This window comes from Bradyrhizobium sp. Bra78, assembly GCF_024519855.1.
GTDB classification, from domain to species: Bacteria; Pseudomonadota; Alphaproteobacteria; order Rhizobiales; family Xanthobacteraceae; genus Bradyrhizobium; species Bradyrhizobium japonicum_G.
This window is the reverse complement of sequence record NZ_JALJRE010000003.1, coordinates 128675-143700: the sequence shown is the minus strand read 5'-3', so window position 1 is coordinate 143700 and position 15026 is coordinate 128675. Positions and strand designations below refer to the sequence as shown.

General features: G+C 65.8%; 13 protein-coding genes. 6 read left to right on the top strand and 7 right to left on the bottom strand.

All coding sequences use genetic code 11. From position 1 onward, the window contains the following. From OC450_RS08170 to OC450_RS08160, 3 genes are read left to right on the top strand one after another with little or no spacing between them, the layout of a single operon-like run. Nucleotides 1-783, top strand: a complete 783-nt coding sequence (locus OC450_RS08170; RefSeq protein ID WP_211383164.1) for a cyclase family protein — start codon at nt 1-3, stop codon at nt 781-783. A 57-nt stretch (nt 784-840) separates the two neighbouring features. Beyond that, entirely contained in the window at nt 841-1998 is a 1158-nt protein-coding gene (locus tag OC450_RS08165) for an ABC transporter substrate-binding protein (RefSeq protein ID WP_262047633.1), read from the top strand. Nucleotides 1999-2033: 35 nt separating this feature from the next. Beyond that, a complete protein-coding gene (locus tag OC450_RS08160) occupies nt 2034-3665 on the top strand; it encodes an ATP-dependent acyl-CoA ligase (RefSeq protein ID WP_262047632.1) in 1632 nt (543 codons plus the stop codon). Between the two features lie 115 nt (nt 3666-3780). Here the strand turns inward: OC450_RS08160 and OC450_RS08155 are convergent, their stop codons facing one another. Then, the gene (locus OC450_RS08155) at nt 3781-4287 is read right to left on the bottom strand and encodes a MarR family winged helix-turn-helix transcriptional regulator (protein WP_211383167.1); all 507 of its coding nucleotides are present in this window, start codon (nt 4285-4287) and stop codon (nt 3781-3783) included. Nucleotides 4288-4577: 290 nt separating this feature from the next. Between OC450_RS08155 and OC450_RS08150 the strand changes: the two genes are divergently transcribed. Genes OC450_RS08150 through OC450_RS08140 form a run of 3 tightly spaced genes read left to right on the top strand, consistent with a single transcriptional unit; the run spans nt 4578 to nt 8552 of the window. Next, on the top strand, nt 4578-6899 hold the full coding sequence (locus OC450_RS08150; protein WP_262047631.1) for a bifunctional salicylyl-CoA 5-hydroxylase/oxidoreductase: 2322 nt from the start codon (nt 4578-4580) through the stop codon (nt 6897-6899). A 16-nt stretch (nt 6900-6915) separates the two neighbouring features. Continuing rightward, entirely contained in the window at nt 6916-8094 is a 1179-nt protein-coding gene (locus OC450_RS08145) for an acyl-CoA dehydrogenase family protein (RefSeq protein ID WP_211383169.1), read from the top strand. Between the two features lie 17 nt (nt 8095-8111). Next, a complete protein-coding gene (locus OC450_RS08140) occupies nt 8112-8552 on the top strand; it encodes a RidA family protein (protein ID WP_211383170.1) in 441 nt (146 codons plus the stop codon). 433 nt (nt 8553-8985) lie between these two features. Here the strand turns inward: OC450_RS08140 and OC450_RS08135 are convergent, their stop codons facing one another. The 6 genes from OC450_RS08135 to OC450_RS08110 form a co-directional block, all read right to left on the bottom strand. Further along, nucleotides 8986-9612 (bottom strand): FMN-dependent NADH-azoreductase, encoded by a 627-nt coding sequence (locus OC450_RS08135; RefSeq protein WP_262047630.1) that lies wholly within the window; start codon nt 9610-9612, stop codon nt 8986-8988. A 3-nt stretch (nt 9613-9615) separates the two neighbouring features. Further along, nucleotides 9616-11190 carry an isochorismatase family protein gene (locus tag OC450_RS08130; protein ID WP_262047629.1) on the bottom strand — a complete coding sequence of 525 codons (1575 nt, stop codon included), beginning with the start codon at nt 11188-11190 and terminating at the stop codon, nt 9616-9618. Between the two features lie 75 nt (nt 11191-11265). Further along, complete coding sequence (locus OC450_RS08125; RefSeq protein WP_211383173.1) at nt 11266-12114, bottom strand: N-acyl homoserine lactonase family protein; 849 nt, start codon at nt 12112-12114, stop codon at nt 11266-11268. Nucleotides 12115-12145: 31 nt separating this feature from the next. Continuing rightward, nucleotides 12146-13030: an amidohydrolase family protein gene (locus OC450_RS08120; RefSeq protein ID WP_262047628.1), complete on the bottom strand. Its 885-nt coding sequence runs from the start codon at nt 13028-13030 to the stop codon at nt 12146-12148. After that, nucleotides 13027-14148 (bottom strand): vWA domain-containing protein, encoded by a 1122-nt coding sequence (locus tag OC450_RS08115; protein ID WP_262047627.1) that lies wholly within the window; start codon nt 14146-14148, stop codon nt 13027-13029. Before OC450_RS08115 ends, OC450_RS08120 begins: the two co-directional genes overlap by 4 nt. Then, entirely contained in the window at nt 14145-15026 is an 882-nt protein-coding gene (locus tag OC450_RS08110; RefSeq protein WP_211383176.1) for an AAA family ATPase, read from the bottom strand. The genes OC450_RS08115 and OC450_RS08110 overlap by 4 nt, the downstream gene beginning before the upstream one ends.

The following is a 15026-nucleotide window of genomic DNA, read 5'->3' as shown; positions in this document are numbered from 1 at the left end:
ATGCAAAGCAAGAATCTCCTGGAGCTGGCGGGTGCGATTTCTTCCGGCGTGGTGCGCGTCGTCGATCTGACCTTCACGCTCAGTCCGGATTTTCCCGTCATCGTGCTGCCGCCGGAATTCGGCCAGGCGGCGCCAGTCCGCATCCAGGAGATCTCGCGCTATGACGGTCGCGGCCCGGCCTGGTACTGGAACAATGTCACGTTCGGCGAACATACCGGCACGCATTTCGATGCGCCGATTCACTGGTTCACCGGCAAGAACCTGCCCAACAATGCCGTCGACACCATGCCGACCAAGGACATGATCGCGCCGGCCTGCGTGATCGACTGCTCCGCGCAGGCGGCGCAGGATCCCGACTTCGTGCTGACGGTTCCGATCGTCGAAGCCTGGGAAGCGCAGCACGGCCGGATTCCCGAGCGCAACTGGGTGCTGCTGCGGACCGACTGGTCGAAGAAGGGCTGGCGGGACTATTCCAATCTCAGGGACGATGGCGCGCATACGCCGGGTCCGAATCCGGCCGTCATGAAATGGCTGGTCGAGGAGCGCGGCGTCATCGGGTTCGGCACCGAGACCATCGGCACCGATGCGGGGCAGGCCGGGCATTTCGAGCCGCCTTATCCGGCGCATCACTTCCTGCACGGCGCGGGCCGCTACGGCCTGCAATGTCTCTGCAATCTGGATCAGCTTCCCGCCACCGGGGCCGTCATCGTGGCCTCGCCACTGAAGATCCAGAACGGCTCCGGCAGTCCGCTTCGCGTCATCGCGCTGGTCTCGTCAACCTGAAGCGAACACATTGCACTTGCCCATCAGAACAAGAAACCCTCACGAAAGACAGGTGCCATGAACGTGATCAAGAGCCTGCTGGTCACCACTGCTTTGCTCGTTGCCGTCTCGAATAATGCGCAAGCGGAAATTCTGATTGGATTCGTCACCGGACTCAGCGGCCCGGTGTCCTCGATCGGAATTCCGAACGCGAAGGGGATCGCTGCGGGGCAGGCCTACGTCGGAGAGATCGGCGGCGAGAAGCTGCGGGTCATCCAGCTTGACGACGGCTCCGATCCGACCGCCTCGGCGCGCAACGCCCGCAAGCTGGTCGAGCAGGAGAAGGTCGATGTTCTCATCGGCACCTCCGGTGCGCCACAGACACTGGCGATGGCGACGGCGGCGATCGAGATGAAGATCCCGATGATCGCGGTGTCCCCGATCGCACCGGTGCCGGCCGGAGACGGCGGGCCATGGGTGGTGCAAACGCCGCAGCCGACGCCGCTTCTCGTGCAGGGCATCGTCGACCACATGAAGGCGCGGGGACTCAAGACGGTAGCGTTCATCGGCTTCTCCGATGCGTTCGGCGACCTCATGTACAATTCGCTCGAGCAAAGTGCGAAGACGGCCGACATCAAGGTCATCGCCAATGAACGCTACGCGCGATCCGACTCGTCGGTGACGGCCCAGGTGTTGCGCGCGCTTGCCGCACGTCCCGACGCCATCATGCTGGGCGGCACCGGAACGCCTGGGGCGTTGCCGGTCATCGCCTTGTCCGAGCGCGGATACAAGGGACCGCTGTACGGCAATCACGGGCTCATCAGCGCCGATTTCCTCCGTCTGGCCGGCAAGGCCGCCAACGGCATCATCTGCCCGACCGGGCCGGTGACCGCGGCTGAGCAGCTTCCAGCCGGCAACCCGATCCAGAAGGTTGCCCTGGATTTCCGGACGGCCTTTGAAAAGGCGAACGGCGAGGCGCCGACGGATTCGTTCTCGTCCTATTCGTTCGACGGCTGGCTGGTTTTCGTCGATGCGGCCAAGCGCGCGATGGCAACCGGTGCCAAGCCCGGTTCGCCGGAATTCCGCACCGCGCTGCGTGAGGCGCTGTTCACGACCAAAGAGGTCGTTGGGACGCAAGGCGTCTATAACTACACGCCGGCGGATCGGCACGGCGTCGATGGTCGTTCGCGCATCATGGTCCAGATCGAAGACGGCAAATACAAGCTGCTGCCCTGAGCGAGGCGGATGTGACGGAGAGCAACATACAGGCAATGGCTGGCCCCGTCGTCGGGGAGGGCGGCGTGGCGCCGGCCTGGGCGCGCGCAGTCGAGCTGTTTCCGCCGCAGGACCGGATTCTCTCGACCATCCTCGCGCGGCAGGCTGCGCGCCATGGCGACCACGTCCTGCTCGTGTCGGGCGAGACGCGCTGGACCTACGCGCAAACCGCGGCGATTGCGGCGGCGTCTGCACAGACGCTTGCCGACGCCGGGATCAGGGCCGGCGACCGGGTCGCGCTGATGTGCTCCAACCGGCCGGAATTTCTTCAGGTCTATCTCGGCTGCGCCTGGCTCGGCGCGATCGCGGTGCCGATCAACACGGCGCTGCGTGGTTTCCAGCTGTCCCACATCTTCCGCAATTCGCGTCCCGCGCTCCTCGTCATCGAAGCCGCGCTTCTCGCGGCGATCGGGACGGTCGACGGGGACGTCGAGCTTCCGTCCCGGACGTGGACCGTCGGGCCCGTCGCCGAAACGAGCGAGACGACCTCTTCGGTGCCGTTGCCGGCCCTCGCAGCCGAAGCCCCGGCCGGGGCCGTGCGTCCCGGCGACACCGTCGCCATCCTTTACACGTCAGGCACCACCGGACCGGCCAAGGGCGTATGCTGCCCACAGGCGCAATTGTTCTGGTGGGGCGTCTACTCGGCGCGGGCGCTTGGCATCCGCGATGGCGACGTGCTGTTCACCACGCTGCCGCTGTTTCACACCAACGCGCTGAATGGGTTCTATCAGGCCGTCCTGAACGGCTGCACCTATGTGCTGGAGCCGAAATTTTCGGCGTCGGGCTTCTGGGCGGCGGCGCGTCGACACAATGCGACCGTCGGCTATCTGCTCGGCGCCATGGCATCGATGCTTTTGGCGCAGCCCGTGAGCGCGGACGAGTCGGCGCATCGACTTCGCGTCGCGCTCGGCGGCGGCGTGCCGCCTCAGATCCACGGGCCGTTCCTCGAGCGGTTCGGCGTGCCGCTGGTCGACGGCTACGGGTCGACGGAGACCAATTTCGTGTTCGCCGGTCCGATTCCTTCGGATCGTCCGGGGACGATGGGATATCTGGCTGACGGCGTCGAGGCCCGCATCGTCGATGCGGATGATTCCGCCCTGCCTGACGGGCAGGCGGGTGAGCTGGTGCTGCGCGCCCTGGAGCCTTTCGCGTTCGCGACCGGCTATTTTGGCATGCCGGAGAAAACGGTCGAGGCGTGGCGAAACCTCTGGTTCCATTCGGGCGACCGCGTCGTCCGGGACGCCGACGGGCATTACCGCTTCATCGATCGTATGAAGGATTCGATCCGCAGGCGCGGCGAGAACGTATCCTCGTGGGAGGTCGAGCAGACCATCCAGTCCCATTCGGCGGTTGCGGCCTGCGCGGTCTATCCTTTGCCGTCGGAATTGGGAGAGGACGAGGTCGCAGTCGCAATCTTGCCGGAGCCCGGCCAATCACTGCAGCCCGTCGACATCATCCGCTACTGTGAAGGGCAGATGGCCTATTTCGCCATTCCGCGCTATGTGCGGATCGTGAGCCAGATGCCGCTGACGGAGAATGGCAAGATCAAGAAGGGCGTGCTGCGCGACGCCGGCGTGACGACGGATACGTGGGACCGCGACGCGGCCGGCATCCGGGTGCGACGCTAGAGCATGATCCGGAAAAGTGCGAAGCGGTTTTCCGAAAAGATCATGCTCAAACAACAACCTAAAGCGCGATGACGATACGTCCCAATCTCATCGCGCTTTAGTCCCCGGGGGCGGCTCACGATTTTTGCAGCGCGTCCCTGAGGGCCCCCTTGAGGTGGTCGAGCTCGCCGGTCAATCCGTCGAGCCTGCCGGCCGGGAAATCCGCCAGCAGCTCGGCAAGCCACGTGCCATGGCTCTTTGCCATGCGCCGGAAGGCTTTCCGTCCCTCCACGGTCATGCAGACGATCTGCACGCGCCGGTCCAGGCTCGAAGGGGTGCGGGTGATGTAGCCGTCCTCGACCAGGCGCTCCACAATCGGCGTGAGGTTCCCGGCGGAGACCATCAGGCGCTTCGGCAGTTCGCCCAGCACCAATCCGCTCGGCTCGCGGTCGAGCTGGGCCAGAACGTCGAAGCGGGGCATCGTGAAATCGAATTCTTCGCGAAACCGGCGCCGCAGCTCGCCCTCGATCATCGTCGTGCAGGCCAGCAGCCGGAGCCAAAGCCGCGTTTGAGCCCTGTACTCGGCCTCCTGATCGGCCCCGTTCCTGGTCGAAACAGGCGGGGTCTCCTTCGCGAGTGCCAAATCAAATCTCCTGGGGCCTCTGGGCCGATCGAAAGCTGACGGCTTTCGTCAACGTCTTGCAAGATAGTTCGTGCCAAAAGTAAATTCAAGGCTGGTCCTGAGCGATGCCGATTCGGCCCTGTTGCGCACCGGAATTGCAGTTTACCAACAGATGGATGCCTCGGCGGACCGGCATCTCCGGGGCCTGCTGAGAAGCGCCTTGACAATCCTTGCTCCGGCGAAATATTTTATGCTTAAAATAATTTGACGGCCAGCTCGGCTAACGGCGCGGTGCGCGGAAGCGAGGGATCATGCGCATAGTCTGTATCGGCGGCGGCCCGGCCGGACTCTATCTGGGCCTCCTGATGAAGCGCCGGCACCCGGAGCATGTCGTCTCCGTCGTCGAGCGCAACAAGCCCTACGATACGTTCGGCTGGGGCGTGGTGTTCTCGGACGCCATGATGCAGGCCATGCGGATTGCCGATCCCGAGAGCGCCACGGAGATCGAGGACGCCTTCAACCATTGGGACGACATCGAGCTCGTCTTCAAGGGAACACGGCAGCGCACGACCGGTCATGGCTTCATCGGCATCGGGCGCAAGCATCTGCTCAACATCCTGCAACGACGCTGCGAGGCGCTTGGCGTCGAGCTCGTCTTCGAGCGTGACGTCGAATCCGATCTCGAATTTCCCGACGCCGACCTGATCGTCGCCTGCGACGGCGTCAATTCCAGGATCCGCGCCCGCTATGCCGAGCAATTCCAGCCCGACATGGTGATCCGGCCGAACCGCTACATCTGGCTCGGCACCAGGAAGGCCTTCGACGCCTTCACGTTCGACTTCCAGAAGACCGAGCACGGCTGGTTCCAGGCGCACATCTACAAGTTCGACGCCGAGACCTCGACCTTCATCGTCGAGACCACGGAAGAAGCCTATGACGCCCACGGCCTCGGCGAGCTCGACCAGCAAGGGTCGATCGACTTCTGCGAGAAGATCTTTGCCGAAACGCTGGATGGAGCAAAGCTCCTGACCAATGCGCGCCATCTGCGCGGCTCGGCCTGGCTCAATTTCAGCCGCCTGATCTGCGGCAAATGGAGCGTGTCCAACGGCCGATCCCATGTCGTGCTGATGGGCGACGCCGCGCACACCGCGCATTTCGCGATCGGCTCGGGCACCAAGCTCGCGCTCGACGACGCGATCGAGCTCGCCAACCAGTTCGACCGCCATGGCCATGGGCGCGACAGCATTGCGACCGTGCTGGAGGCCTACGAGGAGGTCCGCCGCGTCGACGTGGCGCGCATCCAGAACGCTGCGCGCAACGCCATGGAATGGTTCGAGGTGGTGGGCCACCGCTATGCCGACACGCTCGAGCCGCCGCAGTTCTTCTATTCGATGCTGACGCGCTCGCAGCGCATCAGTCACGAAAACCTTCGGCTGCGCGATCGCACCTGGTTGGAGGGTTTTGAGCGCTGGTTCGCCGCGCGCGCGGGGATCGCCGTCAAGGACGGCGAGCGGGTGCCGCCGCCGATGTTGACGCCGCACCGGGTGCGGGGGCTGACGCTTGCGAACCGGATCATGGTCTCGCCGATGGCGATGTATTCGGCGCAGGACGGCCTCATCGACGACTTCCACATCGCCCATCTCGGCGCGCGCGCCATGGGCGGCGCCGGGCTGATCTTTGCCGAGATGACCTGCGTGTCGCCGGATGCGCGGATCACGCCGGGTTGCCTCGGCCTCTGGAACGACGCGCAGCAGGCGCAGTGGCGCCGCCTCGTCGATCTGATTCACGGTCTGGGGCACGCCAAGGTCGGTATCCAGCTCGGTCATGCCGGCCGAAAGGGATCGACCAGACTGGCCTGGGAAGGCATCGACCAGCCGCTCGAATCCGGCAATTGGCCGCTGATCTCCGCGTCCGAGCTGCCATATCTGCCCAACAGCCAGTCGCCGCGGGCGATGGATCGCAACGACATGGACCGCGTGCGCGACGATTTCGTCGCGGCGACCCGTCGCGCCGCCGCTGCAGGTGTCGAGTGGCTCGAGCTGCATTGCGCGCACGGCTATCTGCTGTCGAGCTTCCTTTCGCCGCTGACCAACCGGCGCACCGACGACCATGGCGGCAGCCACGAGAACCGTGCGCGCTTTCCTCTGGAGGTGTTCAAGGCCGTTCGCGCCGAATGGCCGTCGGACCGGCCGATGTCGGTGCGCCTGTCCTGCCATGACTGGACCGAGGGCGGCAACACGCCGGCCGATGCCGCGATCTTCGCCGCGATGTTCAAGGAAGCGGGCGCAGACGTGATCGACTGCTCTTCGGGCCAGGTCTGGAAGGAGGAGCGGCCGATCTATGGACGCCTGTTCCAGACGCCGTTCGCCGATCTGATCCGCAACGAAGTCGGTATCGAAACCATCGCGGTCGGCGCGATCTCCGAAGCCGACCACGCCAATTCGATCCTCGCCGCGGGGCGTGCCGATCTCTGTGCGATTGCGCGGCCGCATCTCGCCGATCCGGCCTGGACGCTGCACGAGGCGGCGCGCATCGGCATCACCGCGGTCAATTGGCCGAAGCAATATCAGTCCGCCAAGGGACAGTACGAAGCCAATCTGGCGCGCGCGGCCGCGGCCGCCGCCGCCCAATGAACGGAGGAGGCACCCTATGAGCTCCGTCGCCAAAGTGATCCGGCGCGAGTGGCTGGACTGGCCGTTCTTCGAGGCGCGTCACCGCACCATCGGCGAGGCGCTCGACCGCTTCGTGCAGTCGGGGGTGATCGATACGATCGACCATGATGACGTCGACGGCGCCTGCCGCAAGCTCGTGCGCGCGATGGGCGCGGCGGGACTGCTCGATTGCGCCGTTGCGGCGCCCGATGGGGATGCGGCCACGATCGATTCCCGCTCGATCTGCCTGTCGCGCGAGACGCTCGCCTATGCCGACGGCCTCGCCGATTTCGCCTTCGCCATGCAGGGGCTCGGCTCCGGCGCCATCGCGCTCGGCGGCTCCGCGGAGCTGCGCAAGTCCGTGCTGCCGAAGGTTCGCTCCGGCGAATGGCTCGCAGCGTTCGCGCTGTCGGAGAAGGAGGCGGGGTCCGACGTCGCGGCGATGTCCTGCACCGCGCGGGCCGACGGCAACGACTACGTCATCGATGGCGAGAAGACCTGGATCTCCAACGGCGGGATCGCCGACGTCTACACGCTGTTTGCGCGGACCGGGGAGGCGCCCGGCGCGCGCGGCATCTCGGCCTTCGTCGTATTCCCGGATGATCCCGGATTCGGCATCGCCGAACGCATCGACGTCATCGCGCCGCATCCGCTGGCGACATTGCGCTTCACGAACTGCCGCATTCCCGCAAGCCGGCGTCTCGGTGCGCCGGGCGGTGGCTTCAAGCTCGCGATGCAGACGCTCGACATCTTCCGCGCATCGGTCGCCGCCGCCGCGCTCGGCTTTGCGCGGCGAGCGCTCGACGAGGCGCTGGCACATGCGCGCAGCCGGCACATGTTCGGTGCGACGCTCGGCGATCTCCAGCTGACCCAGGCTGCGCTCGGCGACATGGCGACCGATACCGACGCCGCCGCGCTCCTGACCTGGCGCGCGGCCTGGCGCCGCGACGTCCAGAAGTTGCCCACCACGCGCGAAGCGGCGATGGCAAAGCTGACGGCCACCGAGACCGCGCAGCGCGTCATCGATCGCGCCGTGCAGATGTTCGGCGGCCGCGGCGTGCGCAAGGGCGAGGTGGTCGAAAGCCTCTACCGCGAGATCCGCGCCCTGCGGATCTACGAGGGTGCGACCGAGGTCCAGAAATTGATCGTTGCGCGCGACATCCTCAAGCCGCGCTGAGATTCGGAAAGTTGCTCATGACCATGACGAAACAACCATCTGCCGCGGACGCTGTCACAACCGGCGGGCCGCGAGTGCTCCAGCCCAGCGGCTGGCCACAGCCGAAGGGATACGCGAACGGCATGATGGCCGACGGACGCCTCGTCGTCACCGGTGGGGTCGTCGGCTGGGATGTTGCAGGTCGATTTGCCGACGGGTTCATTGCACAGGTCCGGCAGACCCTCGAGAACATTGTGGCGATCCTGGCTGAGGGCGGCGCGGGACCGGAACATCTCGTGCGTCTGACCTGGTACGTGGTCGACATGGACGAGTACGTTTCCAACCTCAGGGCGCTCGGCAAGGCCTACCGCGAGGTCATCGGCGTTCACTATCCCAGCATGGCACTCGTCCAGGTCGTGCGTCTTGTCGAGGCGTCGGCGCGAGTCGAGATCGAAGCGACTGCCGTCGTCCCGCGTTGACGCGCGGCGGGAACGGAGCGCGGGATCAATCGATCAACTGCTCTGCCCGCGCCATGCGGCATCGTTCGACTTGCGTGACGGACAGATCTCTGCGGGCTGGCCAAGTCCGCCCTTGCAGCTCCATCAGGTGCAGGTCAGGGAGAGCAGGTCTGGATCGAAGCGCAGGAGCAACGACAACGGCGATGATGACATCATGCGCCTGTGTTGCCCGACGTGTCAAAGGCGCCGCGTGCAGTCGCCTTCAGAAAGCCGATGAGCCTTCGAAAAATCGCCTTTGGAACAAGGGCACTCTACTGTGCATGGGGTTGTTTTCGCAGTTTTCAGTCCGATGCCCGGCGTGCAGCCTCGACCAGAATGCCGTCCGGCCGGCGCAGCGCCTCGAGGATGGTGAAATGGTCAGTGCCTGCGACCGGAACGAGTCTGGGCCAATCGATCAAAACCGCGCCGCGATCTCCCCGAGTCGCCGATACGCCGTCTCGCGCGCAGCGCGGATGGGCTCGGCCGGCCCCGTCGTCGGCCCGATCGGCACGAAGCGCACGTCGCTGACGCCGATGAAGCGGAGCGCCTCGCGCAAATAGGGCGTCGCCATGTCGATGCGGCCGCGATTCATGCCGGTGGCAAAATCGCTTCCGGAGGCGAGGATGACGATGGTTGGGCGGTCCTTGAGCAGGGGAAGATAGCCCCGCGCCGGATCGAACCGGAATGTCAGGCCGGGCTGGATGACGATGTCGAACCATTGCTTCAGCCTGTAGGGGATGCCGAAATTCCACATCGGCGTCGAGATCAGCACGCGATCTGCCAGCGAAAAGCGCAACGCGATCCGCTCCGCCTCGGCAAAGCTGTCGCGCTGCGCGTCGTCGAACGCCTGGGCCTTCATGCGCGCATACTTTGCCTCGACGATGGGACCGATGAATTCCGGCAGCCGCTCGCGCCAGAGATCCATTGCGTCGATGTCCCAGTCGGGCCGCGCTCGGCGAAACCCGTCGAGGAAGACGCGCGCGCCCGCGCTCGACTCGGAGTCGGCGCGGGGTGAGCAGGACAGATGCAGGAGCTTCGCCACCACTCATCCCAGCGCTTTGATCACGGCGTCCGCGCGCGTGACGACGGCGACGTTCTGCATGGCAAAGTTGATCGAGGCGTTGTGCCAGTCGGCATTCATGGTCGAGCAGCAGTCTTCCGGCACGATCATGAAATAGCCCTTGTCGGCACCGGTGCGCGCGGTGTGCTCGACCGACATGTTGGTCCAGGCGCCCGTGTTGATGATCATGTCGCGGCCGGTCGCCTTGAGTATCGTCTCGAGCCGCGTGCCTTCCCAGGCGCTCATCCGCATCTTCTCGACCACGAAATCGCCGGGCCTTGGCTCGAGACCCGACACGGGCGCCGCGCCCCAGCTTCCGCGCACCATCGCCTTGCTGTCGACCAGGCCTTCGAACAGCGGCGCGTTCAGCGTCACGCCGGGCGCGCCGGGCTCGACGATGAACCAGACGTGGATGACGGTGACGCCCCGTGCGCGCGCGGTCTCGGCAAGACGGCGGACGTTCTCGACGACGTGCTGCTGCCGCGCATGCTCCGGCGCTCCGGAGTCGGCAAACGCGCCGCCGTCCATGATGACGTCGTTCTGAAGGTCCTGGATGATCATGGCGCAGCGCTGCGGATCGAGACGCATCTCGCCATCAGCCAGGATGGGGGCAGCAGGTGCGGAGCCGGCAGTCGCGGTGCCGCCGGGACGCCTGGCGTTCATATACGGCTCATGGCGCGGGCCGACCTTGGTCGGGATAGCGTAGACGGAGTGCGTCGAGGTCAGATACAGCGTGCGGAAATCCGGGCCGCCCCAGGCAAGGTTGGCGACGAGCTCGGGGAGGCGGACCTTGCCGAGCAATTCGCCGCGCGGCGAATAAACCCAGACGCCGCCGGGCGCGGTGACCCAGACATTGCCGTGCTGGTCGCACTTCATGCCGTCGGGCAGCCCGGGCTCGAGCTCGGAGCGGATGCCGCTGGCGAACACGCGCGCGTTCGACAGCGAGCCGTCGCCGCCGACTTCGAACACGCGGATCAGGGCCTGCACGGTGTCGTTGACATAGAGCAGCTTCTCGTCAGGTGCGAAGCACAATCCGTTCGGCTGGTCGAACAGGGTACGGTCCACCACGAGCTTCGGCTCGCCGCCGGGCACGACGCGATAGACGCCCTGGAAACCGAGTTGTCGCGGTCGTTCGACGCCATAGACCGGCATGCGGCCATACCAGGGGTCCGAGAAATAGATCGCACCGGAGGAGTGCACGCAGACGTCGTTCGGGCTGTTCAGCTCCTGACCCTGGAAATGCGAGGCGAGCACCTCGCGCCGGCCGTCCGGCCGCTCGCGGACCAGCGACGAGGTCGCGTGCTCGCAGACGATCAGGTTCAGCTCGGCGTCGTAGGTCATGCCGTTGCATTTGTTCGACGGGCGCTTGACCTCGGCGACGCCGCGCCGCGCGTCCCAGCGGCGCCGCACGTCGCCGGGCATGTCCGAGAACAGCAGATAGTGATCGACCGGATGCCAGACGGGTCCTTCCGTGAAGTCGAAGCCGGTGCCGACCTGCGCGACCGGCGCGTAGGGGTCGATCAGGGTCTCGAATTCGGAGCGCAGGGTGACGTGCGTCATCGGTCGATCCTTGGAAGCATGATCCGGAAAAATGTGGCGCGATTTTCCGACAAGATCATGCGCAGACAAAAAGCCTCAGGCCGGGAACCAATTGCGTGCTGGCAGCGACTGCACGACCGGGCCGGGGACCTGGTCATGCAACCGTCCCACGACAGTGCCGCCTTCGATTTTGGCCGGACGGTCGTGCACCGGAAGCAGGTAGCGCGAATTGCTGAGCAGCTTTTTGATCGAGGCCTTTTCGGCGCGCTTGCTGGTGCCGTGGTTGCCGGTGGTACGCGGCTCCCAGTCGTGGATTTCGTTGAAGGGCGTGACGATCTGGTCGTTGAAATCGTAGATCACATCGCCGCAGATGGTCGCGATTCCGTCGGCGGTCTCGACGATGACGTTCATCGATCCCTCGGTGTGGGCGTTGGCGGCGTCGCAATAAACGCCGGGCATCAGTTCGATCGGGCCTGTGATCTCGAGATCGAGGAAGCGTAGCGCGCTCTTGGTGTGGAGGCGGTCGATCAGGTGCTTGATGTCGGGCGCCGGATATTGCGGGTGCATCAGGCCGGAGACGGAATATTCCAGCTCCTTGCGGTTGAGGACGACGGTCGTGTTCATTGGGAACAGGTCGTCCTTGCCGGCATGGTCGATGTGCAGATGGGTGTGGCAGACGAAGCGCACGTCTCCCATGCGCACGCCGTGGCGTGCCAGCTGGTTCTCGATCATGTGCTCGTGGTACTGCAGACCGCGCATGCCGAGCGTCTCCATGATCTGGTTGGAGCGGTAGCCGGTGTCGACCACGACCGGGTATTTGCCACCGAGAATCAGGAAGCCAAGCGTGAGGACGCGGCGGGTGCGGCCGCAGTCACGGCCGAGCACCAGAAAGCTCGATTCCAGCTCGATGTCGCCATAGTCCAGGATCTTGATCTCCAGCGCCATTCGTTGCCCTCCCTATCCTGTTTATTGTCCGTCAAAGTCGATAGACGCGCGCGGCGGTGCCTCGGAAGATCGCGTCCCGTTGCTCGGCGCTCAGCGACGCGGTGGCTCCGTGAAACGCGTCGACGAGCTCGCGATAGCTGGTCCACAATTTCTCGATCGGAAAATTGGAGCCGAACAGGCAGCGCTCGGCGCCGAAGATCGCGACCGTGTCGGTCACGACGGCGGCGATATGCGCGGGGTCGTTGCGATGGATGAAGGTGCCGAGCCCCGACAGCTTTGAGACCACGTTCGGACAGGCCGCCAGCCGCGCCATGCCGGCACGCCAGGCTGCGCGGCCGGCGGGCGAGAGGTCCTCGAGCATGCCAGCGTGCTGGAGGATGAAGGTCACCTTGGGACAGGCTTCGGCGAGCTGCGCCGCATCCGGCATCTGTGGCGTGAAGACCTGCAGATCAAAGCTCCAGCCATAGTCTGCGAGGTGCGCAACATTGCCGCGCACCGTAGGGTCGACGCAGAGATTGGGCTTTGCCGCGAAGCGATAGAGCGGGTTCTCGTGCCAGTGCAGCTGCATGCGCGTGCCGCGCACGAGCCGATAGCGCTTGAGGCGGTCGAGCTGCGGGCGGACGTCATCGGCGGCGAAATTGGCGTAGGCGACGATGGCGTGCGGCCAGCCGTGCACGTCGGCGGTCTGCTGCACCCAGGCGGCCTCGTCCTCGAAACGGTCGTTGGCCCAATTGGTCTGGACGTAGACCGAGCGGGTGACGCCGGTGCCTTTGAGATCGTCGAGATATTCCTGGATGGGATAATCGCGCCGGATCGGCTCGTAGGGTCCGAAGATGCGCGGCTGCATGGGACCGCTCAGCCAGGGCAGATCGGCCTGTCGCCAGATGTGGTGATGTCCGTCGACAATATCAGTCACGCAACTCTCCTTCGTCCCAACGCCAGTACGTGCGCGACGATCGACGCGCTCGATCCGCCGTCGACGAGGTCGTCGACATAGCGTTCGATCGCAGCCAGCGCTTCCGTCTGCGGGCGAAAGCCCGGGCCCGTGGCGAGCGGCGTCAGCCAGCTCAGGCGCCAGGCACGGCGCGACAGTTTCGCCACTGCGTCCCGCAACGCATCGGGCTCGCCGCGTTCCAGACCGTCCGAGACGACGACCACGGCCGCCCCGCGCGCATAACCGCCGAAGCGGGGCACCGCGAGGAAGGCTTGCAAGGCGTCGCCGATCCGGGTCCCGCCGTCCCAGTCGCTGACGAGATGGGCCGCCGCATTCAACGCTTGCTCACGACGCTTCAGCCGCAGCGCGCGTGTGACCCGGGTGAGCCGTGTGCCGAAGGTGAAGACCTCGACGTTGGGCGCGGCCTGAACCAGTGCATGCGCGAGCCTGATGTTCTCCTCGGTCCGGCTCTTCATCGAGCCGGACACGTCGATCAGGAGCAGGATCTTTCGGGGGCGCTGCCTGCGCTTCAGGTGGCCGAGCCGCAGGATCTCGCCGTCGCTGCGGACGCTCTCGCGCAAGGTGCGGCGCAGGTCCGCAAATGGACCGCGGCGGGCGCGCATGCGCCGGTGGCCGCGCCGCCGCGGCAGGCGCCTCGGAGCCTCGCGGGCCAAACGGCGGAGCGCGTCGGTGGTTGAGAGCTGGGCGAAGCGACGCTCGACCAGCGCCTCGGTGCGGGTCGCGGTCAGGCCGGAGTCATTGGCGTCGTCGGAAAACAGCGGTTCCTCGTCGCCGCGACCTTCCTCCTGGAGACGGACGGTCTCGTCGTCCTCGCCGTCCTCGGCATGCTCGACGGCCTCGCTGCCGCGGAAGTGCAGATCGAACAGGCGGTCGAAGGTGGCGCGTCGCTCGGGGGACGGGGCGAGGGTGGCGAGCGCCGCCTGCCTGATATCGCCGAGGTCGCGCGGGCCGAGCAGCTCGATGGCAGCGAGAAACGCAGTGGTCTGTTCCGGCGCCACGGCGAAGCCGTTTGCCCGGAGCAGCGTAACGAAGGAGATGAAGATGCGGGCGGCGCGCGGGAGCTGGTTCTCGGTGCTCATGCAGTCGCCTCCGCCAGCAACGCGTCGAGCCGGGGCGACATGAAGTGCAAATCTTCCTCGTCCTTCAGCGCCACGCCGATCGAGCGTTTGAACGCGTCGGGCCAGCGCGCGCCGCCGTTGTGCAGCAGCGTCGCCGCCTCGGCCCAGTCGACGGCCTCCGCGATCCCCGGCGCCTTGCTCAGCGGCTCGCGTCGCAGCTTTTCCACCGCGGCGACGACGGCGCGCGCGGTGGCTTCGGCGACGCTGGAGGCCCGCATCATCACGATACGCGCCTCGCGCTCGGCGGTGGGATAGTCGATCCAGTGATAGACGCAGCGCCGCCGCAGCGCTTCGTGCAGGTCTCGGGTGCGGTTGGACGTCAGCACGACGACCGGGCGCTCGGTTGCGCGCACCGTGCCGCGTTCGGGAATTGAGATCTGGAAGTCCGACAGGAATTCGAGCAGGAAGGCTTCGAATTCCTGGTCGGCGCGGTCGATTTCGTCGATCAGCAGAACGGTGGAGTCGGGTGCACGAAGCGTGGCCAGCATCGGCCGCTCGATCAAAAAGGTCTCGCCGTAGATGTCGATGCTCTCGTCGCCGGCCTGGCGGATCGCGAGCATCTGACGCGGGTAGTTCCATTCGTAGAGCGCGGCGGAGGCATCGATGCCCTCATAGCATTGCAGCCGGATCAGCCGGCGGCCGAGCACCGCGGCGATAGCCTTTGCGGCTTCCGTCTTGCCGACACCCGGCGCGCCCTCGAGCAACAACGGCTTGCCGAGCGCAAGACCGAGATAGGCGGCGGTCGCAAGACCTTCGTCGGCGAGGTAATAGGCCGCGCGCAGCGCCTTCTCCAGCGCCTCCGGACTGTCGATGCCCACGATGTTGCTGCGGACCGCCAT